22 protein-coding genes, 1 tRNA gene and 5 pseudogenes are annotated in these 21,372 nt (G+C 65.3%); 14 read left to right on the top strand and 14 right to left on the bottom strand.

Annotation, left to right across the window (positions count from 1 at the left end; all coding sequences use genetic code 11):
• Positions 1-68: 68 nt before the first annotated feature.
• Entirely contained in the window at positions 69-992 is a 924-nt protein-coding gene (locus ACLLJI_RS19480; RefSeq protein ID WP_434615847.1) for an AEC family transporter, read from the bottom strand.
• Between the two features lie 161 nt (positions 993-1,153).
• On the opposite strand from ACLLJI_RS19480, the gene ACLLJI_RS19475 reads away from it, so the two are divergent.
• Positions 1,154-2,059: an NAD-dependent epimerase/dehydratase family protein gene (locus tag ACLLJI_RS19475; protein WP_434615844.1), complete on the top strand. Its 906-nt coding sequence runs from the start codon at positions 1,154-1,156 to the stop codon at positions 2,057-2,059.
• Positions 2,060-2,174: 115 nt separating this feature from the next.
• Positions 2,175-2,897: an SRPBCC family protein gene (locus tag ACLLJI_RS19470; RefSeq protein ID WP_434615841.1), complete on the top strand. Its 723-nt coding sequence runs from the start codon at positions 2,175-2,177 to the stop codon at positions 2,895-2,897.
• Between the two features lie 35 nt (positions 2,898-2,932).
• Here ACLLJI_RS19470 and panD read toward each other — a convergent pair whose 3' ends face one another.
• Positions 2,933-3,352, bottom strand: coding sequence for an aspartate 1-decarboxylase (gene panD, locus ACLLJI_RS19465; protein ID WP_283560030.1), 420 nt, complete (start codon positions 3,350-3,352; stop codon positions 2,933-2,935).
• A gap of 49 nt (positions 3,353-3,401) precedes the next feature.
• Complete coding sequence (locus ACLLJI_RS19460) at positions 3,402-4,265, bottom strand: LysR substrate-binding domain-containing protein (protein WP_434621677.1); 864 nt, start codon at positions 4,263-4,265, stop codon at positions 3,402-3,404.
• A gap of 134 nt (positions 4,266-4,399) precedes the next feature.
• Here ACLLJI_RS19460 and ACLLJI_RS19455 point away from each other — a divergent pair, with 134 nt between their 5' ends.
• Together ACLLJI_RS19455 and ACLLJI_RS19450 are read left to right on the top strand one after the other, a co-directional pair.
• Positions 4,400-5,758, top strand: coding sequence for an MFS transporter (locus ACLLJI_RS19455; protein ID WP_434615837.1), 1,359 nt, complete (start codon positions 4,400-4,402; stop codon positions 5,756-5,758).
• A 460-nt stretch (positions 5,759-6,218) separates the two neighbouring features.
• Complete coding sequence (locus ACLLJI_RS19450; protein ID WP_283560028.1) at positions 6,219-6,614, top strand: VOC family protein; 396 nt, start codon at positions 6,219-6,221, stop codon at positions 6,612-6,614.
• Between the two features lie 93 nt (positions 6,615-6,707).
• Here ACLLJI_RS19450 and ACLLJI_RS19445 read toward each other — a convergent pair whose 3' ends face one another.
• From ACLLJI_RS19445 to ACLLJI_RS19435, 3 genes are all read right to left on the bottom strand, one after another.
• Complete coding sequence (locus ACLLJI_RS19445; protein ID WP_434621674.1) at positions 6,708-7,859, bottom strand: N(5)-(carboxyethyl)ornithine synthase; 1,152 nt, start codon at positions 7,857-7,859, stop codon at positions 6,708-6,710.
• 17 nt (positions 7,860-7,876) lie between these two features.
• Positions 7,877-8,011 carry a hypothetical protein gene (locus ACLLJI_RS19440; RefSeq protein WP_283560026.1) on the bottom strand — a complete coding sequence of 45 codons (135 nt, stop codon included), beginning with the start codon at positions 8,009-8,011 and terminating at the stop codon, positions 7,877-7,879.
• Positions 8,012-8,223: 212 nt separating this feature from the next.
• Positions 8,224-8,907 carry a nuclear transport factor 2 family protein gene (locus ACLLJI_RS19435; RefSeq protein WP_434615833.1) on the bottom strand — a complete coding sequence of 228 codons (684 nt, stop codon included), beginning with the start codon at positions 8,905-8,907 and terminating at the stop codon, positions 8,224-8,226.
• Between ACLLJI_RS19435 and ACLLJI_RS19430 the strand changes: the two are divergent.
• Positions 8,892-9,107 (top strand): annotated as a pseudogene (locus ACLLJI_RS19430) (hypothetical protein); the annotation flags it as partial. The gene ACLLJI_RS19435 and the pseudogene ACLLJI_RS19430 overlap by 16 nt on opposite strands.
• Before the next feature lie 157 nt (positions 9,108-9,264).
• Positions 9,265-9,504 carry a hypothetical protein gene (locus ACLLJI_RS19425; protein ID WP_434615830.1) on the top strand — a complete coding sequence of 80 codons (240 nt, stop codon included), beginning with the start codon at positions 9,265-9,267 and terminating at the stop codon, positions 9,502-9,504.
• Between the two features lie 62 nt (positions 9,505-9,566).
• On the opposite strand, the gene ACLLJI_RS19420 is transcribed toward ACLLJI_RS19425, so the two are convergent.
• From ACLLJI_RS19420 to ACLLJI_RS19405, 4 genes are all read right to left on the bottom strand, one after another.
• Entirely contained in the window at positions 9,567-9,983 is a 417-nt protein-coding gene (locus ACLLJI_RS19420; RefSeq protein WP_434615827.1) for a VOC family protein, read from the bottom strand.
• A 78-nt stretch (positions 9,984-10,061) separates the two neighbouring features.
• Positions 10,062-10,135 (bottom strand) — tRNA-Gly (locus tag ACLLJI_RS19415).
• 213 nt (positions 10,136-10,348) lie between these two features.
• Positions 10,349-11,524 (bottom strand): cation:proton antiporter, encoded by a 1,176-nt coding sequence (locus ACLLJI_RS19410; protein WP_434615824.1) that lies wholly within the window; start codon positions 11,522-11,524, stop codon positions 10,349-10,351.
• 18 nt (positions 11,525-11,542) lie between these two features.
• The gene (locus ACLLJI_RS19405; RefSeq protein WP_283560022.1) at positions 11,543-12,025 is read right to left on the bottom strand and encodes a cation:proton antiporter regulatory subunit; all 483 of its coding nucleotides are present in this window, start codon (positions 12,023-12,025) and stop codon (positions 11,543-11,545) included.
• 160 nt (positions 12,026-12,185) lie between these two features.
• On the opposite strand from ACLLJI_RS19405, the gene kynA reads away from it, so the two are divergent.
• Complete coding sequence (kynA, locus tag ACLLJI_RS19400; RefSeq protein WP_434615821.1) at positions 12,186-13,067, top strand: tryptophan 2,3-dioxygenase; 882 nt, start codon at positions 12,186-12,188, stop codon at positions 13,065-13,067.
• Between the two features lie 192 nt (positions 13,068-13,259).
• The gene (gene dcd, locus ACLLJI_RS19395) at positions 13,260-13,835 is read left to right on the top strand and encodes a dCTP deaminase (RefSeq protein ID WP_283560124.1); all 576 of its coding nucleotides are present in this window, start codon (positions 13,260-13,262) and stop codon (positions 13,833-13,835) included.
• 107 nt (positions 13,836-13,942) lie between these two features.
• Here dcd and ACLLJI_RS19390 read toward each other — a convergent pair whose 3' ends face one another.
• The gene (locus ACLLJI_RS19390) at positions 13,943-15,280 is read right to left on the bottom strand and encodes an MFS transporter (RefSeq protein ID WP_434615818.1); all 1,338 of its coding nucleotides are present in this window, start codon (positions 15,278-15,280) and stop codon (positions 13,943-13,945) included.
• A gap of 192 nt (positions 15,281-15,472) precedes the next feature.
• Here ACLLJI_RS19390 and ACLLJI_RS19385 point away from each other — a divergent pair.
• The 3 genes and pseudogenes from ACLLJI_RS19385 to ACLLJI_RS19375 all read left to right on the top strand — a co-directional run.
• Positions 15,473-18,454: pseudogene (locus tag ACLLJI_RS19385) on the top strand (Na+/H+ antiporter subunit A); the annotation flags it as partial.
• Positions 18,455-18,742: 288 nt separating this feature from the next.
• Positions 18,743-18,979, top strand: a complete 237-nt coding sequence (locus ACLLJI_RS19380) for a hypothetical protein (RefSeq protein WP_434621670.1) — start codon at positions 18,743-18,745, stop codon at positions 18,977-18,979.
• Positions 18,976-19,549, top strand: a pseudogene (locus ACLLJI_RS19375) (proton-conducting transporter transmembrane domain-containing protein); the annotation flags it as partial. The gene ACLLJI_RS19380 and the pseudogene ACLLJI_RS19375, both read left to right, overlap by 4 nt.
• A 1-nt stretch (position 19,550) precedes the next feature.
• On the opposite strand, the pseudogene ACLLJI_RS19370 reads toward ACLLJI_RS19375, so the two are convergent.
• Together ACLLJI_RS19370 and ACLLJI_RS19365 are read right to left on the bottom strand one after the other, a co-directional pair.
• A pseudogene (locus ACLLJI_RS19370) lies at positions 19,551-19,802 on the bottom strand (Na+/H+ antiporter subunit E); the annotation flags it as partial.
• Positions 19,799-20,164, bottom strand: a pseudogene (locus ACLLJI_RS19365) (Na+/H+ antiporter subunit D); the annotation flags it as partial. The pseudogenes ACLLJI_RS19370 and ACLLJI_RS19365, both read right to left, overlap by 4 nt.
• Here ACLLJI_RS19365 and ACLLJI_RS19360 point away from each other — a divergent pair.
• From ACLLJI_RS19360 to mnhG, 3 genes are read left to right on the top strand one after another with little or no spacing between them, the layout of a single operon-like run.
• Complete coding sequence (locus ACLLJI_RS19360; RefSeq protein ID WP_434621765.1) at positions 20,133-20,261, top strand: hypothetical protein; 129 nt, start codon at positions 20,133-20,135, stop codon at positions 20,259-20,261. The pseudogene ACLLJI_RS19365 and the gene ACLLJI_RS19360 sit on opposite strands and share 32 nt — an antisense overlap.
• Before the next feature lie 5 nt (positions 20,262-20,266).
• Complete coding sequence (locus tag ACLLJI_RS19355; RefSeq protein WP_434621667.1) at positions 20,267-20,527, top strand: monovalent cation/H+ antiporter complex subunit F; 261 nt, start codon at positions 20,267-20,269, stop codon at positions 20,525-20,527.
• Positions 20,528-20,529: 2 nt separating this feature from the next.
• On the top strand, positions 20,530-20,982 hold the full coding sequence (gene mnhG, locus ACLLJI_RS19350; RefSeq protein WP_434615815.1) for a monovalent cation/H(+) antiporter subunit G: 453 nt from the start codon (positions 20,530-20,532) through the stop codon (positions 20,980-20,982).
• On the opposite strand, the gene ACLLJI_RS19345 is transcribed toward mnhG, so the two are convergent.
• A complete protein-coding gene (locus tag ACLLJI_RS19345) occupies positions 20,979-21,239 on the bottom strand; it encodes a DUF4235 domain-containing protein (protein WP_283558630.1) in 261 nt (86 codons plus the stop codon). The genes mnhG and ACLLJI_RS19345 overlap by 4 nt on opposite strands.
• Between the last annotated feature and the right edge of the window lie 133 nt (positions 21,240-21,372).

Genomic DNA, 21,372 nt, shown 5'->3' with positions numbered 1-21,372 from the left:
GCACTGCAGAGTGAGGACGTGACCGGACGGCGGAGGGGTGCCTCTTAGGCCAGCAGGGCGGAAACGCCTTAGGCCAGCAGGGCGGAAACCAGGACCAGAATCGGGACCCCGACGGCGGTGGTCAGCAGCACGGTGTCCTTGGCCACCGCCACGCCCGATTTATAGCGGGAGGCAACAATAAAGACGTTCTGTGCCGTGGGTAAAGCGGCCAGTACGACGGCGGCAAATAGGGCGTGTCCTCGAAGATCCAGCAGGTAGCGGGCCAGGAAAAATGCGACGGCCGGCTGCAGCGCCAGCTTGACCGCGGAGGCCAGTAAGACCTCAGCGCGGCCGGCGCTGTTCTGCAGGGGCCTTGAACCATGAAGGGAAATCCCGAAGGCGAGCAGCGCGCCGGGGACGGCCGCCCCGCCCAGCAGAACGAATGGCTGCATGACCAGATTCGGGGGCTGCCACCCGACTGCGGCGATCAGCAGTCCCAGCAGCGAGGCAATCAGCACCGGGTTCCTGGGTATCTGGCCCAGGAAAGTCCACAATGACGCGCGGCGCCGGCGACCGGCGTTGTCGAGCAGCAGCACGAAGAGCGGGGTGTAGAAGGCCAACTGGAAGATCAGCACCGGAGCTGCGAAGGAGGCGTCCCCGAGGACATATACCGCAATCGGAATACCGAGATAGGCGGCATTGACCAAGGACGCGGACATCGCACCGACCAGCGCCGTTCCGGTCGGGCGCTTGAGGACGACGCCGGCCACCAGCAGGTAGACCAGCGACGCCGCAAAGGCGCTCAACGCGGCCACCAGCAGGGACGTGGAGAAAACGGCGCGCAGATCCGTGTGGCTCAGCGTCTGCAGCATCAGCGCCGGGGTGGCGACGAAGAACACCAGACGGCTGAGGATACGCTCGCCGTCCGGCCCGAGCACGTCGACGCGGCCCAGCAGATAACCCACCAGGATGACGACCCAGATGACGGAAAAACCCTGCAGAACGCCCAGCATGCTCAGGCGCCTTGGGCCGGTGAATCGGAAGTCAACGACCGGCCACCAGGACGCAGGACCCCAATAGACTGAAGATTGATAAGCAAAACGTCAATAAGGTGCACTGGCTCAGCCTAAGCTGAAGCCACCGAGGCGACGTCCCACACGACGGAAGGACCACCATGAAGACCATTGCGGTCACTGGAGCCCACGGCAAGGCGGGCCGTGCGGCCGTGACCGATCTGCTCGCCCACGGCTATTCGGTGCATGCGAGCGACATAACCGGACCGGTCGGCCGTAATTCGGATCTGGGCTGTCCAACCATGCGCGTGGATCTGACCGATTACGGTCAGGCACTTCAGGCACTCAGCGGAACAGACGCCGTCGTCCATCTGGCCAATATCCCGGAACCGGGCATGTACCCGCCGGCGGAAACCATCAACCGCAACACGGCGGCGAACCAGAACGTTTTTTTGGCTGCGGCGGCGCTGCGGCTGGAGCGGGTGGTGTGGGCGTCGTCGGAAACCACCCTCGGGCTGCCCTTCGGCGGGAGCGACAAGGCGGGCGAGAGGGACGGTGAGCTGCACTATGCACCCGTTGATGAGGAGCATTTCCCCTATCCGAGCAGCGCCTACGCCCTCTCGAAGGTCCTCGGGGAGCAGGCCGCGGCGCATGTTTCCGGCTGGTCGGGCATCCCCTTTGTTGGCCTGCGTATTTCCAATATTTTCGCGCCGGAGGACTACGCCCGGGTTCCCGGCTTCTGGCCGGACGCGCCGTCGCGCCGCTGGAATCTCTGGGGCTACGTCGACGTGCGGGATGTCGCCGCAGCCTGCCGGAACGCCTTGGAAGCGGATACCACCGGATCCGAAAATGTCATCATAGCCGCCGCCGACACCATTATGGACCGGCCGTCGTCGGACCTGTTGGACGAGGTGTTTCCCGGCCTGGAGCGGCACGGGACCATCAGAGGCCATGAAACGTTGCTGAGTATTAAGGCCGCCCGCAGCCTGATCGGCTACCGCCCGGCCCATTCCTGGCGGGACGGCATTGCTGCCCGCGGCGCCGGTGCGGACGAACGCCCGGAGTAGGACACGAAGACCTCCCGGAACCTTGATCAGGGCCAGCGGCGCAGGTAGCGTGGAAAACGGGCGGCCGCACGGGGGCGCTTCGAAGCAGCCAACTGACCCTCCGGAAGGAGACATCGTGGCGACAGTACTGGAATCCATCGACGTAGGGGTGCCGGTCACGCGGGCCTACAACCAGTGGACGCAGTTCGCATCCTTTCCCGAATTTATGAACGGCGTGGAATCGATCACGCAGACCTCGGAAACCACCAATCATTGGGTGACGAACATCGGCGGCGTGCGGCGCGAGTTCGACGCTGTCATCACCGAACAGCACCCCGATGAGCGGGTGGCATGGAAGAGCGTGGACGGCAAATCCCATGCCGGCGTGGTGACGTTTCACCGCCTCGATGATGAGTCCGCCCGGGTAACCGTGCAGCTGGACTGGGATCCGGAGACATTCCTGGAGAAGGTCGGTTCGGCCCTTGGCGCGGATGACCGCCAGGTGAAGTCGGATCTGCGGCGGTTCAAGGATTTTATTGAGGGGCGCCGTTCGGAGACCGGCAGTTGGCGCGGAGACGTTTCAGCGCCGGACTCCGCTGCACATTCCAGGGCCGACGACGTCGGCACCGCGGGTGCGGCGGGCACAGGTACCGGGGCAATGGCCGGCGGCCTCGATAAGCCTTCCGGTGGCTTGGACAATCCGTCCATCGGAGCCGGCGGACCGGGTGCCGCCGAGTCGCATCCGAGCGCCCCGGGTTCGGCAGCTTCCAGCGTGCAGAACCCGACGGTGGACGATCCCGACACGCAGAATCCGGCGGTGGATGATCCCGATTCAGGGGGAGCCAGTTCCGCGCGGTAGCCGGACGCTTCGTTCTCGGCCCACAACGCTGCCCCTCAGCAGCGGTTGGTGGCCAGCGGAGGGCGGAGCAGGCCGGGGGTGACAGCCTCGGCGGGGTCCGTGCCCAGCCGCACGATCCGGTTACCGGCATCAACATGGACGACGGCGGGGACATAGTCGCGGGCCTCCGCCGTCGTCATTTGTGCGTAGGTGATCAGGATGACCAAGTCGCCAACCTGCACCAGATGGGCCGCGGGACCATTGATGCCCAGCACGCCGGAGCCTCGCTCACCCGGAATTGTGTACGTTTCCAGCCGGGCACCGTTCGTGACGTCCACAATGGAGACCAATTCGCCGGGCAGAATATCGGCGGCATCCAGCAGGTCTTCGTCGACCGTTACGGAGCCGACATAATGCAGGTCCGCGTGAGTGACAGTGGCGCGGTGGATTTTGGATTTAAACATCGTTCTGTTCATAACGGGTAATTCTAACGCGACGGAATTCTCCGGGCTCAGGCTGACTCCCTTATTGCGTCCTCGTGTGCGGGGTGAGCTTACGCCCCATGATCGCCTGGGTCAGCGCATCCACGACTTCGGTATTTGCCAACGGATTGCGGATCAGCGTGAAATCCACGTCGCCTACCGGCGGCAGACTGAAGCGTCGGGTGATGACCTTCAGATCCTCCGGCACCAGCGAGGTCGGCATCACGGCGACTCCGATGCCGGCCCGCAGTGCGGCCAGCACGCCGCTGATCTGTTTGGTGCTGCAGGTGATCCGCCAGGTGCGGCCGGCCTGCTCCAGCGCATCGATGGCGAGTTTGCGGCTCAGGCTGGGGGCGGGGTAGGCAATCAGCGGCACCGGGGCGGCGTGTTCCAGCACGGTCTGTTCCAGCCCCACCCAAGAGAAGGAATCCTGTTTAACCACCACTCCCTCCTGCGCGCCCGACACCCACTTGATGAACACCAGGTCCAGCTGCCCGGCCTTGAGCCGGCGGTGCAATTGATCGCTTTGGCTGACGGTGAGTTCGAGGTTGATCTGCGGGTACAGCTGGCGGAATTCACGCAGGATCCGAGGCAGTCCGGTGATGGCCAGATCATCGGCGGTCCCGAACCGCAGCCGCCCACGCATCGCTGCGCCGGAAAAGTAGCGGGCCGCGTCTTCGTTGGCCGCCAGAATCGTGCGCGCAAATCCCGTCATGGCGTCCCCGTTGTCCGTCAGCCGGACCTCGCGGGTGTCCCGGGCCACGAGCTGACGCCCGGACTCGGTCTCAAGTTTCTTCACATGCTGGCTGACGGTGGGCTGGCTCAAGTGCAGCCGTTCCGCGGCCCGGGTGAAGCTTCCTGTCTCGGCGACAGCCAAAAAGCTGCGCAGCTGAGCCGGATCGAACAGCATCGGGAGCCTCCTCGTCGGCCTCTCATTACAAACTGTAATGGTACTTATAGACATCATATCCTTTGGGAATACTAGCCCGCTCGCTAGGGTGGAATTTATTCCCGTAACGAAAAAACGACCTCAGAATTCTCTTGACACCCCCACCAGCGCTGCCCGGCGTTTCCACCCTGACCGCTCCAATTGACCTGGCCGCCCAACGTCCGCCGTGGCGCCAAACATTTTCCTCGCTGAAGGTACCCAACTTCAGGCTCTTCGCCGTGGCCCATCTGGTCGCTGTGATCGCGCTCTGGATGCAGCGGATCGCACAGGACTGGTTGGTGCTCCAGCTCTCCGGCAGCGTGACCGCCGTCGGCATTACGGTGGCGATGCAGTTCGCACCGTCGTTGCTGCTCATGCCGTTGGGCGGCATCATCGCCGACCGCTGCTCCAAGCGCATGATCCTCATGATCAGTCAGGGTGCCGCGGGCGTGCTGGCCGTGGTCATGGCCGTGCTCGCGCTCAGCGGCGCCATCCAGGTGTGGCACATCTACGGCATCGCCTTCCTGCTGGGCTTGGTCACCGTCGTCGACCAGCCGGCGCGTCAGGTTTTTGTCAACGAATTGGTAGGGCCGGTTCAGCTGCGCAATGCCATCAGCGTGAACTCCTCCATCTTCCAGATCGGCGCGATGATCGGACCGGCCATCAGCGGCGTGCTCATCAGCGCGGTGGGCGGCGGCTGGGCCTTCGCCGTGAATGCCCTGGCCTGTTTTTTCACGGTCGGCACGCTCGCCCGCCTGCGCACCAGGGATCTGCTCAGATCGGCGCCCGCCCCCAGATCCAAGGGCCAACTGCGCGAGGGGCTTGACTACGCGATGCGGAAACCGACCATCTTCTGGCCCGCCGTGATGGCAGGTTTCATTGCTGTTTTTGCCATGAGCCTGCCCGTGTTGATGGCGGCCTACGCAAATACTGTCTTTTATTCCGGCGCCGGCGGATACGGACTGCTGAACACGCTGGTGGCGGTCGGCGCGCTCGCCGGAGCGGTTGCCTCGACCCGGCGGCCCGTGCTGCGGCTGCGCACCGTCGTCGGGGCGGCCGGCAGTTACGGCATGCTGCTGGTCCTGGCGGCCGCCGCGCCGAGCATGTGGATCTTCTGCGCGGTGCTGGTGGCTGCCGGCTACGCGTCGCTGACCTTTCTGACCAGTTCCAACCAATTGGTGCAGATCTCCACCAATGTCCGGATACGTGGCCGCGTCATGAGCCTGTACATCATTGTGCTGATCGGCGGCCAGGCCATCGGCGGCCCGCTGATCGGCGCCCTCGCCGAGCACCTCGGCCCGCAATGGGCCATGGTCGTCGCCGGAACGGTGCCGGGCGCCGCGGCTGCCCTGATCGCCGTTGTGCTGGCGCGGCGCGGCCATCTCACCCTCAGGGTCGACCGGAAGAGCCGACGGCGTCCAGTGCTGATCGTGCGGCGCCGGGAGACCGGGGAGCTTGGTACCGCGGGCTGAGCCCGGGACGCGTGGGACCGCGGGCGGGTAACCGTCCGCGCGCCGAGAGTGCGGCCCGGGAGTGCGCCGCACGATCAGCAGATTTCTCTACTCTGGCCGGTGCTTTGACGGCCTCGGGGACTTAATCTGAAAGCGTCCATTCCGCCTTTCCGCCACCGGTCGTAGGCCCGGCTTCAGGACTGCCAAGAGAGGTAAGGGAAGCGCAGTCAGACCCCCACCGTCTGTTGTACATCCTGCTCTGAACGGTCCTGAGGTGACCGGCTTGATACCGGCGTCGTCGCCGTTCACGAGGACGCGCGGGGTCAAACATCAAGTCTCCTGCACTGGTCACCCGGCATCAGGACCCGCAGCTGTTCCCGGGTGTGGCCGCGGATCAGGGCCTGCCGCAGACAGCGCGCGCTGCGTGTTACAGCCGGGACTCGCGGAGTGCCGGTAGGGGACCGACGAGCAGGAGAATGTCATGGCACAGATAAGGGTACGCTACATCGTTGATGACGTCGGGGCGGCCATTGCGTTTTACTGTCAGCAGCTGGACTTCAGCGAGGTGATGCATCCGGCACCAAGTTTCGCGATCATTCGCCGCGGCGCACTCCGGCTGCTGCTCAGTTCACCCAGTGCGGCCGGAGGCGGCGGCCAGTCCATGCCGGACGGGACACGGCCGGCTCCCGGCGGCTGGAACAGGATATCGCTGGACGTAGCCGACCTTCCGGCAACAGTGCAACGGCTGCGCGGCGCGGGAGTCCACTTCCGCAATGACATAGTCACCGGAATCGGCGGCAATCAGATTCTGCTGGAGGACCCGTCCGGAAATCCCGTCGAACTGTTCGAGCCGGTTTCCCAGCCCGGACAAGATTGACCGGGCGCGGTCCACCCACCCGTACCCTACCGGCACCGTCCGCACGCACAGCACCCGCCCCACGCCGCGCAGGGGGCGGCGAAAGCCCCCGCTTCAGGGAACGGCCGGGTCCGCCTCGGTCAGGTGCGGGTACCCGGGTGAGCGGTGCTGAAAGCGGAGGGCGTTCTCGTTCAGGATGTGCCCGTCCTGGATTTCGATCGCGCGGCGGATCGTCTCATTGCCGGCCCACGCATCGGGGCCGGCCAGCACGGTCTCCAGGAACGGTAGCAGGGCCTCGCTGATTTCCCACGTTGCCGAGTTCCACAAATACGATGGGCTGTGGTCCACGGCGTAGTAGCCGACGTGGTCGCCGACCTCGAACATCGGTTCCGTGAACGTCGTCGACCGCGCCCAGCTGAAGCCCATGCCCTCATCACAGGAAACATCGATGATCAGACTACCGGGGCTGAAGGCGCCAAGATCCTCGGTGCGCAGGTACATCAGCGGCGCGTTCGGATCCTGCAGCGTGCAGTTGACCACGATGTCGCTCGCCGCGAGGAACGGTGCCAGCGGCATCCGGCCCTCCTCGGTCAGCACATGGCTCAGATACGGAGCGGACTCGTCCTGATCGAACCGGACGATCTGGGCCGAATGGATGGGAGAGCCGACGGCGGCAACATCACGGCTGGTGAGCACCTGGACATCGTGGATTCCGTGCGCGTTCAGCGCGGTGATGGCGCCACGGGCCGTTGCCCCGAAACCAAGAACGACGGCGCTGAGCCGGCGCCCGTAATCGCCGGTAGACCCGGTCAGTGCCAGCGCATGCAGCACCGAACAGTATCCGGCCAGTTCATTGTTCTTATGAAAGACGTGAAGGCTGAACCCACCATCGCTTGTCCAGTGGTTCATGGCTTCGAACGCGATCAGTGTCAGGCGCTTGTCGATGGCGAGCTGGGTGATCGCGCGGTCCTGTACGACGTGCGGCCAGCCCCAGAGGATTTGGCCATCGCGCAACTCGACCAGGTCCTCCGGCTGAGGTTTCGGCAGCAGCACAACGTCAGCAGCGGCAATCAGCTCTTCGCGGCTGGCGATCCGGCCCACTAAGGGCTTTAGCTGCTCATCGGAGAGACCAAAGGGCTCGCCGTAGCCGTGTTCCAGAATGATGTTTCTGCTGATTCCGGCGTTGATGCGCTCCAGATGCAGCGGATGAATCGGAAGGCGGCGCTCGTCAGGCTTGCGTGATGTTGCCAGGACACCCAGCGTCATACCGCCCGCTGACGCAATCACTTCTTTTTGGTTGCCGCGATTTTATCCACCGGGCTGGCAGAGGCTTCGGTGGCCCGCTTTTCTGCGCGCTTTTCCTTGATGGACTTGCCGGGCTTTTTTGCTGAGGATTTTCCTGGGGATTTGTCTGCCATGATCACTCCTAAAGGGAACCGAAATGGTCCGTGTGACTGACCATACACGCTAAGTGCTGCGGAGTCCCACGCCGGCCTGGGCCGTGGACACGACGACAGGCGGCTCTTTCATCAGTTGACGCCGGCGGCCAGCACGGCGGCCAGCCCCGTGCTCGGCAACCCCGGCAGCAGCGCCCGGGGCGGTCCGTCGTCGAACGTCATGTCCGTGGTGTTCAGGACGACGGCGGCACGCGCCGCCCGCGCCCGCCGCCCGCGCCAGGAACGGCGAGAAGGGCCGGGCGCCCACCGACATGAGTCTCAACACGGGCAGCGGTATCCGCTTGGTCGACCCCGCACTCCCGGCCGCGGCGTGCAGCGCCCGGGAGAGCTCGTTCAGGGTCAGGTTGAGGCCTCCCCGGTTGATTAATTGCCCGCGGGAAGCAGGATCCTGCAGGGCGTCTTCCGCCTTCCACCGGCTCCAAAAAGAACCGGGCGGCCGTTATGGCGCCGCCATGGACACTAAAGATGACGACACCGGCCATTTCGTGGGCGTCGCCATCGCGCCGGGTGCCGGTCATCAGCCACTCGGACCATACGTCAACGGCGCCCTTTCCTTCGCCGTCGACGGCGGCGTTCCGGCCGCCGTCGTCCACTCCCCCGCCCGCCTTTCCCCGGCCGTTGACGGCGGTGCCCAGCAGGCGTGTACCCAGATCCGGGACGGCGGAAAAGATGTGGGTCCAGTTGGTGCGGACCTGGTCGCGCCCGGAGAAGCCGCACAGCGGATGGGCCGGAGTTTCGTTGACGTAGTCCACCGCAAAGCAGGCGGCGGCGGCGTCGGGATCGTGGGCATTTGTTGCCTCCAAAAGACCGCTGACCGCGGCCAGCGGAGCCGCTTCCGACCGTGCATCCGGTTCCATCCGGAGCGTCCGGCAAAAATTGGATACAGTTATTTGTATCCAATAAGGAGTGTAGCATTTTGTCCCCAGCCGTCAATGAAAAACGTCCCTACGAGGCCGCCGGGCTCGTAGCAGAGCGCAACCGGGAGGTGATCCTGACGGCGGCGCGGCGCCTGCTGCTCTCCGGCGGATATGGCCCGACGACGATAGCGGCCATCGCGGCGGCGGTGTCGCCGGAAACCGTTTACAAGGCGTACGGAGGTAAGCCCGGGCTGGTGCGGGGGATCCATACACAGAGCGTGTCGGGCGGGGGTTCGGTTCCGGCGGAGATCCGCTCCGCGGCTCATCCGCGAGGCCGCCGCGGCCGGGGACACGGAGATGGCGGCATTGCAGGACGAGGTGGGCGCGGCCCGCTACGAACGCATGCTGCACAACGCCCGGACCATGGCCGCGCGGGGGCTGCTCACGGAGGGCCTCACCGCCGCCCGGGCGGCGGATGTGATGTGGACCTACACCGCTCCGGAATTGTACGAGAACGTGGTGCTCACGCGGGGGTGGACCGCGGCGGAGTTCGGCGCGTTTGTCGGCAAGGCTCTGGCGGCCGCACTGCTGGATTGACTGCGGAACTGAGCCGCGCCGGCCGGTGCCGAACTGCACCGGCCGGCGATCCGCCGCCGCACCTACGCCTTCGGCGCGAAGAGCTCCAAAGCGATATTGTCCGGGTCCCTGAATTCCAGGATGTAACCGACGCCGATGTCCTTGATTCCTTCGTGGGTGACACCGCTGCGGTCCAACTGGGCCGCCGCTGCCTCGAGCTCCGCCTTCGACTGGAGGGCGAAGCTGGCATGGTCCAGGCCCACCCGGTCTTCATCGAAGCTGTCCTTACCGACCGGACGCAGTCCAAACAGGGAGTCACCGAGTTGGTAGACCACCCCGCCGAAGAGCCAGCCCAGCTGTTCGCGGGTGGCATCATCCGCACCAGCGGGCACCTCGAAGGCCACTGGCAAGCCAAAGACTTCATCGTAGAAAGCCCGCGACCGGTCTATATCGGAGACGGTCAAGCGGATATGGGCAAACGCGCGCGTGGGGATCGTCATCTTCCCGATAGTGCCACGGGAATACCCGCGCGGCAAGGGGCCTGATCGACGTGGCGGTGGAGCAGACCGCGTGCGCAGTGGAGCGGGCGACGGGAATCGGACCCGCGTATCAAGCTTGGGAAGCTAGCGCTCTACCATTGAGCTACGCCCGCACTGGAGGGAAACCCTCAGACAGCAATGACCACACTACCTCATTCTGCGGGTCGTTTTGCGCACCCCCGACCGGGAATCAGCAGCTGGATGCACCTTCCCAATCCGATCCGCGGCGCCGGCTGGGCATGGTCAACCCCATGCCGTGCCGTCGTCGTCGTTGGTCAGCGGTAAGAAGCGGTCAGTGCGCGCCCGCACTGGTCGCGGTTGGCGCGTCAGAGGGCAGGGAGGGGCTCCCGCTGGAATAGCGTGACCAGCGGTTCGACGTAGCGGGCCGCAATGGGGCCGAAAACGGCCATGATGAGCACGTAGGTGGTGGCCAGCGCGGCCAGGTCATTGGGCACGCTGCCGGCCGCGACGGCCAGACCGGCAATGACAATGGAGAATTCGCCGCGGGCAATCAGGGCCGCACCGGCGCGTGCCCGACCCAGCCTGCGGATGCCCTGCCGGCTGGCGGCCCACCAGCCGGTGGCGATTTTGGTCACCGAGGTCACGGCGGCCAGCAGCAGGGCGAATCCGAGTACCGGCGGAATGGACGCGGGGTCCGTGTTGAGGCCGAAGACAACGAAGAACATGGCCGCGAACAGGTCGCGCAGGGGCTCCAGCACGCGCGTGGCGTTGTTGGCGGTGGCGCCGGAAATGGCGATGCCGAGCAGGAACGCGCCGACGGCGGCGGAGACCTGCATGGCCGAGGCCAGGCCGGCGATCAGCAGCGCGGCTCCGAGCAGCTTGAGCAGAAAGGTTTCGCGGTCCGGACTGTCGATGATCGCCGAGACCAGGTGGCCGAATTTCAGTGCCAGTACGAGCACCACCGTCACCACGGCCAGGGCTACGCCCACAGCGGTCAGCCCGCCGGCGATCGAAACTCCGGAGAGCACGGCGGTCAGGACCGGAAGATAGGCCGCCATGGCCAGGTCCTCGATCACCAGGATGGACAAAATCACCGGGGTTTCGCGGTTACCGAGGCGTCCGAGGTCGCCAAGGACCTTGGCGATAATTCCGGAGGAGGAGATATAGGTGACGCCCGCCATCACCAGCGCACCCACCGGGCCCCAGCCCAGCAGCAGGGCGACCGCAGCGCCGGGGGCCATGTTGAGCACCAGATCCACCACTCCGGCCAGCCAGGATTGTTTAAGTCCGGTCACCAGCTCGTTGGCCGTATATTCCAATCCCAGCATCAGCAGCAGGAGAACCACGCCGATTTCGCTGGCGATGTGGCCGAAGTCTTCGATCCCGCCGAAGTCGATCAGGCCGCCGTGGCCGAACGCCAGGCCGCCGAGAAGGTACAGGGGAACGGGGGACATGCCGATCATCCCGGCGAGCCGGCCCAGGACGCCGAGTCCGAAAAAGACGATGCCGAGCTGAATGAGCGAGAGCGTGGTGTCGTTCACAGGGGGAAGCCGCGCCTCCTATTTGGACTGCAGGATGTCTGCCGCCGCGGCCAGGCCGGAGTCGGTGCCGACAATGACAACGACATCGCCGGAGAGCAGAAGCTGATCCGGCCGCGGGGAGGCGATGACGCTTCCCTGCCGGAGGATGGCGACGACGGACGCGCCGGTGTGGGTCCGCATCTGAGTGTCACCGAGCGTGCCGCCGGCGAAGCGCGCGCTATCGTGGACGAGGAACTGCTGGGTGCTTACCCCGGGCAGATCCTTCTGTTCCGCGGACAGCTGGGCGATCAGCTTGGTACCCCCGAGCAGGCCACCCAAGGCGGCCGATTCGTCGGCGCTGAGCGGGATGGACGCGGCGCAGGCGTCCGGGTCATCGAGTCTGGAGACGATGAGTTCCGTCTGACCGTCGCGGTGCGTGACCACGCCAACGCGTCGGCCGGTGGTCAGCGTGAGCTCTCTGCGGACGCCGATCCCCGGCAGCGGGGTTTCTACAATGTTCATGGGACTACCTTAGTCGTGCGTTGAACCGTCGGTCCTTGCTGGACCGGTGCTAGATATAACAGCGCTCGGCCCGCCAATAGTCCGCCGTCGTCCCCGCCGGTCCATCCGCACACCGGCGTAGGCTGAAGCACGGCAATGACGCCCATATTAAGGACTGGCTGTGGCGGTAAAGAAGAATACGCGGAAGATTGAATCCGGCATCGAAACGGACTTCCGGGACAAGATGAGCTACGGCTCCTACCTGGCTCTCGATGAACTGCTCTCCGCCCAGCATCCGGTCAGCCGGCCCGAACATCACGACGAGATGCTCTTCATCATCCAGCACCAGACCTCCGAGCTCTGGCTCAAGCTGGTGCTGCATGAGCTCCGGGCGGTGCGGCAGGCGCTGATGGCCGATGATCTGCGCATGGCTATGAAGGGGATCGCCCGGATCAAGCACATCCAGCGGAGCCTGACCGAGCAATGGTCCGTGCTGGCCACCTTGACCCCGTCGGAATATGCCCAGTTCCGTGGTGATTTGGGGGCCGCGTCCGGTTTTCAGTCCGCCCAGTACCGCGCGGTGGAGTTTCTGCTGGGCAATAAGAACGCCGGAATGCTCAAGGTCTTTGCCTCGGACCCCGCCGCGCATGCGGTGCTTGAAGAGCTGTTGGGACAGAGCAGCATCTATGACGAATTCATCCGGCTGCTGGGCCGGCGCGGCTTCGCGGTTCCCGTCGAGCTGCTGGAACGGGACTTCACCACGGCGCACGTCTTCAACGACGAGCTGGTCCAGTTGTACCGGGCAATCTACGAGAACCCGGCGGACAACTGGGATCTCTATGAGGCCTGCGAGGAACTGGTCGACCTGGAGGATAATTTCCAGCTCTGGCGGTTCCGGCATATGAAGACCGTCCTGCGGACCATCGGCATGAAGACCGGAACCGGAGGCTCTTCGGGCGTGGGATTCCTGCAGCGCGCCCTGGAGCTGACCTTCTTTCCCGAGCTCTATGCGGTCCGCACAGAAATCGGTGCCGCTACCGTGGAGTCACGCAGCAGACGGTGAAGGTTTGACCAGGTTCCCGACCGACTCGCCGGCTGTTTTCGTGACACGCGTCGTTTTTCGCCGCCGGGTCCAATGTGGTCAAACCTTGACCAGGGCGGCGGTGGCGGCCCCTTACCTGCCGCGCTTTGGCTCCGCCGTCGCATCCTACCGGCGCACTGCTCTGCGGGGAGGATGATGCGCTAACTTTAGATGGTGCTCATCTCAGACCGCGACATCCGTGCCGAAATTGACGCCAAGCGCATTGTCTTGGACCCCTACGATCCCACCATGGTGCAGCCATCCAGCATCGACGTGCGGATTGACCGGCTGTTCCGGTTGTTCGACAACCACAAGTACGCGCACATCGATCCGGCCGAGGACCAGCCGGATCTGACCCGTCTGGTGGAGGTCGCCCCCGATGAGCCGTTCATTCTGCATCCCGGGGAGTTTGTGCTCGGCTCAACCTTCGAGGCCGTGACGCTGCCGGACGATATTGCGGCCCGGCTGGAGGGCAAATCCTCGTTGGGGCGGCTGGGCCTGCTGACGCACTCGACGGCCGGTTTCATTGATCCCGGATTCTCGGGCCACGTGACACTGGAGCTGTCCAATGTGGCCACACTGCCGATCAAGCTCTGGCCGGGGATGAAGATCGGTCAGCTGTGCTTCTTCCGGCTGAGCTCACCCGCCGAGCACCCCTACGGCAGCGGGGAATACGGCAACCGCTATCAGGGCCAGCGGGGCCCCACCGCGTCCCGTTCCTTCCAGAACTTCCATATCACCGCCATCTGACCCTTTCCCTCACCGGCCCCGGCCCAACTAGGTAGCAGCAGGTGCAGCCAAAACGCGCTTTGGGTGCACCTGCTGCTACCTAGTTGGGGAGGGGAAGGCGACCGGGGTTAGGTCGGGGCCGGGGCGGGGATGTGGTGCTCGGGAGCCTTGACGGGGAGCAGCAGGAGCAGCCCCGCCAAGAGCACGATGAGGATGCCGGCGATGCCCCAGCGCTGGGAGCCGAACCAGACGATGAACAGCCCGAAGAGCATCGGCGCGAGGAAGGACACCGCGCGCCCGGTGGTGGCGTAAAGCCCGAAAAGTTCGCCCTCCTGGCCGGCCGGGGCCAGCCTGCCGATAAAGGTGCGCGCGGAGGACTGCGCCGGCCCGACGAAGAGGGACAGCAGCAGGCCGAAGATCCAGAACACCGTCTTGCCCTGCAGGAAGAGCAGTACCGTCCCGGAGCCGAGCAACCCCACAAGTGAGATGACGATGACGGTTTTAGGCCCGAGCCGATCATCGAGGAACCCGGCTGAAATGGCGCCGACGGCGGCGACGACGTTGCCGGCGATCGCGAAGATCAGCACGTCGCCCTTCGCGAAGCCGAAGCTGCCGACGGCGATCACGGCGCCGAAGGTGAAGATCGCGGCCAGTCCGTCGCGGAAGATGGCACTGCTCATCAGGAAGTACAGCGTGTGCCGCTGGGTCCGCCACAGCCTGGCAATCGTGGCGAAGAGATCCAGATAGGAGCGGACGAGACCGACCCTGGTCTGTGCCGGATCGGCCTTGGATTCCGGCACCGCCAGCAGCACCGGGATGGAGAAAATGATGATCCACGCCGCGGAGAACAACGCCACCACCCGGTAGGTCATCCCGTCGTCGTCGGTGATGCCGAAGATGCCCACCTTGGGTGCGATCAACCCGTAGTAGACGATCAGCAGCGCCACAATGCCGCCCAGATAGCCGGCGGACCAGCCGATTCCGCTGATCCGGCCGATGGTGGCCCGGGTGGAAATCTGCAGCAGCATGGCGTTGTAATTGACCGAGGCGAGCTCGGCAAAAACATGCCCCGCGGCAATGGCCAGGCAACCGAAGAGCAGATAGGACTCATGCGGCTGGACGAAAAAGCAGCTCGCCGTGAGTGCCGCCACCATCAGCGTGTTCACTCCGAGCCACAGCCGGCGCCGGCCGCTGCGGTCCGAGCGCTGGCCGGTCACCGGGGCAAAAAGCGCGATGGCGACCCCGGAAACGGACAGCGCAAAGGCCAGCACGGCCGAGGCGTGATCGGAACCGCCGAAGGCATCCCCGGTGAGGTACAGCGCGGTGAATATGAAGGTGGTCATCACGGCGTTGAATGCCGCCGACCCCCAGTCCCAGGATGCCCAGGCGATAATCTGGCCCTTCGTGGCAGGGGCCTTGGCCTCGGCAAGACCGGAATAACCGGCCGCCGGTGTGAGCTCACTCATAGCCAGAATGCTATACGTCCCCGGGGTCCCGCGCAGCACGGCGCGGTAAACGGCAGCTGAAATACATGCCTGCGCGGGCACATGTGCTCCGGCCGGCGCAGCAGGGTTGGTAAACTGGACGCGACGGACAGGCTAAGGCCGCCCGGTTGGCGCAGAAACGACAAATGACCCCCAGGTATTGCGGAGCCGATCGTGTTGCTCATCCTTGCCCTACATTTCGTAGCCGCATTGGTGGCGCCCTTATTCTTCCGCCGACTGGGCCGGCACGCGTTCTACCTGCTGGCCGCCGTTCCGGCCGGGAGCTTCATCTGGCTGATCTTTCAGCACGACGCGGTTTACTCCTCGGGGCCTGCCAGCGTCCCGACGCAACTGGTCGAGTGGGTCCCGGCGCTCAGACTTGAGCTGGCCTTCCGAATGGACCCGCTGGCCTGGCTGATGTGCCTGCTGGTGCTGGGCGTCGGAACGCTGGTGCTGGCCTACTGCGCGCACTATTTCAAGACCGACGACGCCGACCTGGGCGGGTTTGGCGCGCAGCTGCTGGATTTCGCCGGGGTCATGTTTGGTTGGTCACCGCCGACGACCTGATCCCGCTCCATATTTTCTGGGAACTGACCAGCATCCTGTCCTACCTGCTGATCGGCTACGCACGGACCCGGATCGCCGCCCGCCGCGCCGCTCTGCAGGCTCTGCTGGTCACCATCTTCGACGGCCTGGCGATGCTGGTGGGCCTGATCATGCTGGGCCAGGCTGCGGGGACGTTCCGGATTTCCCGTGTGCTGGAGCTGGCCCCGGCTCTGCTGGCCGGCGGCGGGGGAGTCGCCAGCGGTGCGGCCACCGGTGCGGCTCCCGCGGTCGGGATTGCGCTGGTGCTGATCCTGATCGGCGCGATGAGCAAATCCGCGCTGGTCCCCTTCCACTTCTGGCTCCCGGCGGCGATGGCGGCGCCCACGCCGGTGAGCGCGTACCTGCATGCCGCCGCGATGGTCAAGGCGGGCATCTACCTGATCGCCCGCCTCGCCCCCGGCTTGGCGCAGGAGCCCGGATGGCAGGTTACCGTCACCGTGCTCGGCCGCGGCACCGTGCTGGTGGGCGGCTGGCGCGCCCTGCGTCAGCATGACTTGAAGCTGATTCTCGCCTACGGGACAGTGAGCCAGCTCGGGTTCCTGACCGTCGTCGTCGGGCTCTGCAACCGCGGCGCGGCCCTGGCCGGACTTGCCCTGCTGCTGGCCCACGGTCTGTTCAAGGCGACCCTGTTCCTGGTGGTGGGGATCATCGACCACCAGACCGGAACGCGCGATATCCGCAGACTTTCCGGCGTGTTCCGCTCCGCACCGCGGCTCGGCGTCGTGGCGGTGATCGGCGCGGCCTCGATGGCCGGATTCCCGCCGCTGGCCGGGTTCGTGGCCAAGGAATCGGTCTACGCGGCGTTCATCGAGCGCGCCCAAGGGAACCCGCTGGGCACCGCGGTGCTGTTCGGGCTCGTCCTGGGTTCCGTGCTGACTTTCGCCTACAGCGCGCGGTTCATTTGGGGCGGCTTCGCGGATAAGCCATCCGCGCTCACGCCAGCTGCGGACAAGGGCCGTGCGGATCAGGGCCGCGCGAACCGGGCACGCGCGGGTTACGGCCGCGCGGATCGGGGGAACGGCACGGCCACCGCGTTCAAACCGGTGTCATGGGGATTCCTGGCCACGCCGGCCATCCTCAGCGGACTCACGATTCTCTACGGCTTATTTCCCGGCGCCGTGGACAGCTGGATTGCCCCGTATGCGCAGCTCTTCCCAGCCGGGACGGACGACGGCGGCACCCACCTGGCACTGTGGCATGGACTCACGCCGGCGCTGGGACTGACCGCCGTGACCGTGGCAGCCGGGCTGCTGCTGTTTGCCGGCCGGATCCACGTGGAGCGGCTGCAGGAGAAGGTCCGTCCCCTGCTGGACGCGGAAAGGGGTTACCGCAGGATCATTCTGGCCCTCGACGCGGTGGCGGTGTGGGTTACCGGCCGCACCCAGCGCCGCTCGCTGTTTTTTATCTGGCGGTGATCCTCTCCACCGCGATCGTGCTCGACGTGGCGGCCCTGCTGGCCGCCGGGCGACCCCTGCCTGACACGCTCTATTTTGTGGATCCCGGGTCCCCGGTGCAGATCATTGCCGCGGTGGGGATCATTTTGGGTGCGCTCGCCGCCGTCCGGGCCAGCAAGCGTTTCCTGGCCGTGCTGATGGTCAGCGTCACCGGCTACGGCATTGCTCTGATTTTTGCCCTGCAGGGTGCGCCGGATCTGGCCCTGACCCAGATCCTGGTGGAGACGATCATTCTGGTGGCCTGTGTGCTGGCCATGCGCAGCCTCCCGGCAAGGCTGCGGGAACGGACGGCCGGTTCGCACCGCTGGATCCGTCTGCTGCTCGGGGCAGCATTCGGCACCACCATGATTTTCGTTGCCCTGACCGCTATGGGCTCCCGCGTCGACAGCCCCGTGTCGTTGGGCTTCCCGAAACTCGCCTACGAGGGTGGCGGCGGCCTGAACATAGTCAACGTCACGCTGGTCGACATCCGCACCTGGGACACCTTCGGGGAGATCTCGGTGCTGGCAATTGCCGCCACCGGTGTCGCGAGCCTGATTTTTGTGCGGGGACGCGGAGACCGGCTGCCGCGCGCGGCAACGGTGAAGACCGGCAGCGTGGGCAGGGTGCGCGGGCCGTCCGGTGGCGTCCGCCCGGACATCCGGAACGGCGCTCGATTATTTTCGAGGTGATCACCCGGCTGCTGTTCCACAGCATCATTATCTTCTCCGTGTACCTGCTGCTGGTCGGCCACAACGGCCCTGGCGGCGGGTTCGCGGGCGGACTTATGGCCGGGCTGGCGCTGGCCATCCGCTATCTGGCCGGCGGCAGGTTCGAACTGGCGGAGGCCTCCCGGGTCAGCGCCGGCTGGATGTTCGGGAGCGGCTTGGGCATCGAGGCCTGCTCCGCGTCGGCACCGCTGCTGTTGGGCAGCCAGGTGTTCCAGAGCGCCATTCTCGAGCTGTACCTCCCGGTCTTCGGCGACATCAAATTCGTCACCTCCACCCTGTTCGACATCGGCGTGTATATGGTCGTGGTCGGACTGGTGATGGACGTCCTGCGCAGCCTGGGGCGGAAATCGACCAGTATGAAGAGGACACCGAGCCCGGCGGCGCCGCGGCCATCGAGGACGAATCGCTGGAGGTGGGCCCGTGAATGCGAACATGACGCTACTGCTGGTGATGGGCGTGCTGTACGCAGCCGGTATCTACCTGCTGTTGGAACGCAGTCTTACCCGGGTGCTGCTCGGGCTGGTGCTGCTGGCCAATGCCACAAACATTCTGCTGCTGTCCACCGGCGGGTACGCCGGCTTGGTGCCGATTTTGGCAAAGGTATTCCGGCGCAGGAATACAACGACTCGCTCCCGCAGGCACTGATTCTGACTTCCATTGTCATTTCCTTCGCGGTGACGTCCTTCCTGCTCGGGCTGATTTACCGGTCCTGGCTGCTGGGCCGGCAGGACGAAATCCAGGACGATGTGGAGGATCCAGGGGTGGCCACGCAGGACAATTTTGACGCCGAAGAAGACTCGGAGATAGCCATGGAAACCACGGAGTTCGGCGACGAGGAAAAGCCTGCCGCCCAAACGCCGGGTGACCACAGGACAGACCCGCGCCCCACCGACGGAGGGAGCCGGAAGTGAACGTCACCGCTTTCGCACCCCTCGCCGTCGTCCTGCCCTTCCTGGGAGCCGCAGCGGCCTTCCTGCTGATCCGCCATCCCCGTGCCCAGCGCACCATGAGCATCTCGGTGCTGGCCTTTACGCTGCTGGTGGAGGTGCTGCTGCTGGCCTCCGTCTGGCAGAGCGGGGCGATGGCGGTTCCGCTGGGCAGCCATCAGCCTTTCCGTGTTGATCTACGCGACCGGGCAGGGCGAGGCCGACGGCGACGAAGAGGGTCCCGTTTCGGTGTTCCATCCGACGTACCTGATTCTGGTGGCGGGCGTCTCCAATGCCTTCCTGTCCGGGGATCTGTTCAATCTCTACGTGGGGTTTGAGATTCTGCTGACCGCCAGCTATGTACTGATGACCCTCGGGGGTACGGGGGAGCGGATCCGGGCCGGCGTGACCTACGTGGTGGTCAGCGTCGTGTCCTCGCTGCTGTTCCTGAGCGCCATCGCGATGATCTACGCCGCCACCGGCACCATCAACATGGCGGACCTGGCCGTCAAGCTGGCGCACCTGGACCCGGGGACGCAGACCCTGATGCACGTCGGTAAAACACCTGGAAGCTCGCGGTCACGATGTCCCGAATAAAAATCAGCGCAAAGACGAACGCCTTAACGACGTTGAAGCGGCCGCTGAGTTCGACGGGAGGAAGGTAGAACAGCCGGGATATGCCCAGTGCGATCAGGGCGCCGAACACCAAATTGCCCACGCTGAAGTCGCGCCACAGCGCACCCCAGATGATCAGCAGCCAGATCAGCAGGGGAAGTTCCTGCCGGAGCGGGACTCTTTTTCGCGTCATTTGCCCGCCGCCGTTCCGCCCAGCACCGCTGCAATGTACGCACCACGGTCCAGCATCTCGCTTGCGGCCGAATTGGTCAGCTGGAACAGCGGACCGGCGAATACGGTCAGGGCAAGCCCCAGACCCACCAGCCCCATCGTCGAGCCGACCATCATTTTCGGCAGCAGCGGAACGGTGCCTTTGCCCTGGAAACGCCCCGACGCGGTGTTGCTGACGTACTTGCTGGTGCGCAGCGCCGTCGTCCCGTCGGGTTTGGTGGCCAGCAGCACGGGATCCGGCAGTTCGGCGTCCTGTGGGGTGCGCCAGAATGCGCGGTTCCAGACGCGTGCCATGGCCAGCAGCGTCAGCAGGCTCGCCAACACCCGTGTGCGCGGCGTGGAAGCGTGGCTGATCCGGGTGATGGGCACTCAAGAGGAGGTGGCCGCCCTGCGGGCCGAAACGGGCAGGGCTAAGCCATGAACGCGATGACGTTGGTGCTCGTGATCGTGACGGTAATTCTGTCCCTGGCGGCCGCGGGCGCCATCTACCGGATGGCAGTTGGGCCGTCCCTGCTGGACCGGGTGCTGGCAGCGGATGTCCTGCTGGCCATCGTGGGGGCGGCGCTGGCCACCGATATGGCGGTGAATCACCACCTGCACAGTCTGGCGCTGCTGGTGGCACTGAGCCTCATCGGTTTCATCGGCTCGGTGACCGTAGCACGCTTCGTCTTGGACCGGAAAGGTTAGGAATGAACGGACCTGCAGCAGCCGTCGATGACATCATCGACGTCCTGAGCATCATCTTCATTCTGGTGGGCGCGCTGATGTCCCTGGCCGCCACCATCGGGCTATTGCGGTTTCCGGACCTGATGAGCCGGATGCATGCGGCCACCAAGCCCCAGGTGCTCGGTCTGCTCCTGCTGCTGGCGGCAGTGGGGCTGCAGCAACGCGACTGGGCGGTACTGCCGGTGCTGCTGGTGGCCTGGATATTCCAGCTGCTGACCGTGCCCGTCTCGGCGCACATGGTCGGACGCGCCGGCTACCGGACCAAGCACCTGCGCCAGGACATGCTCAGCGTCGACGAACTGGACGACGTGGTGGCAGCGGCGCACGCGAGGCGGTCCGTGGGAGGCCGGACCGGACACACACTGACCAGGACACCTACGAAACCGGAAACTGAGGCGCCCGTCCCGGCGGGCTAAACCTCGTTCGGGCTCTTGTTGATCCGGGCGATTGCCTTCTGCGTCCCGCGGCCGGCGATGACCTGGATGATGGCGGCGACGGCGGAGGAGACCAGCGCGAAGGTCAGCGCCGAGCGCAGGCTGTACTCCAGGTTGGTGCCGTCCTTCGGTGGCTTCTTCCCGGTGCTTTTCTGCCACACCAGGTCCACAGTCTTGTTGGCGAGGAACCCCGCACCGATGCTAACTCCGGTCCCCAGCAGTTTCAGCAGGATGTTCATGTGGCCTCCTCGGGGCTTACCGGGTCGGTACCCGGTGGGGATAAAACGTCGCTCACAACGAAAAAGAAAAAATGTGCACATGCCGCCCGGCGTCGGAACCGAAGCCCCAGCCGACCGGCTATCCGACAGCCTA

Source organism: Arthrobacter sp. A5, from assembly GCF_051131705.1.
Lineage (GTDB): Bacteria > Actinomycetota > Actinomycetes > Actinomycetales > Micrococcaceae > Arthrobacter_M.
This window is presented reverse-complemented; position numbering and strand designations above follow the sequence as displayed.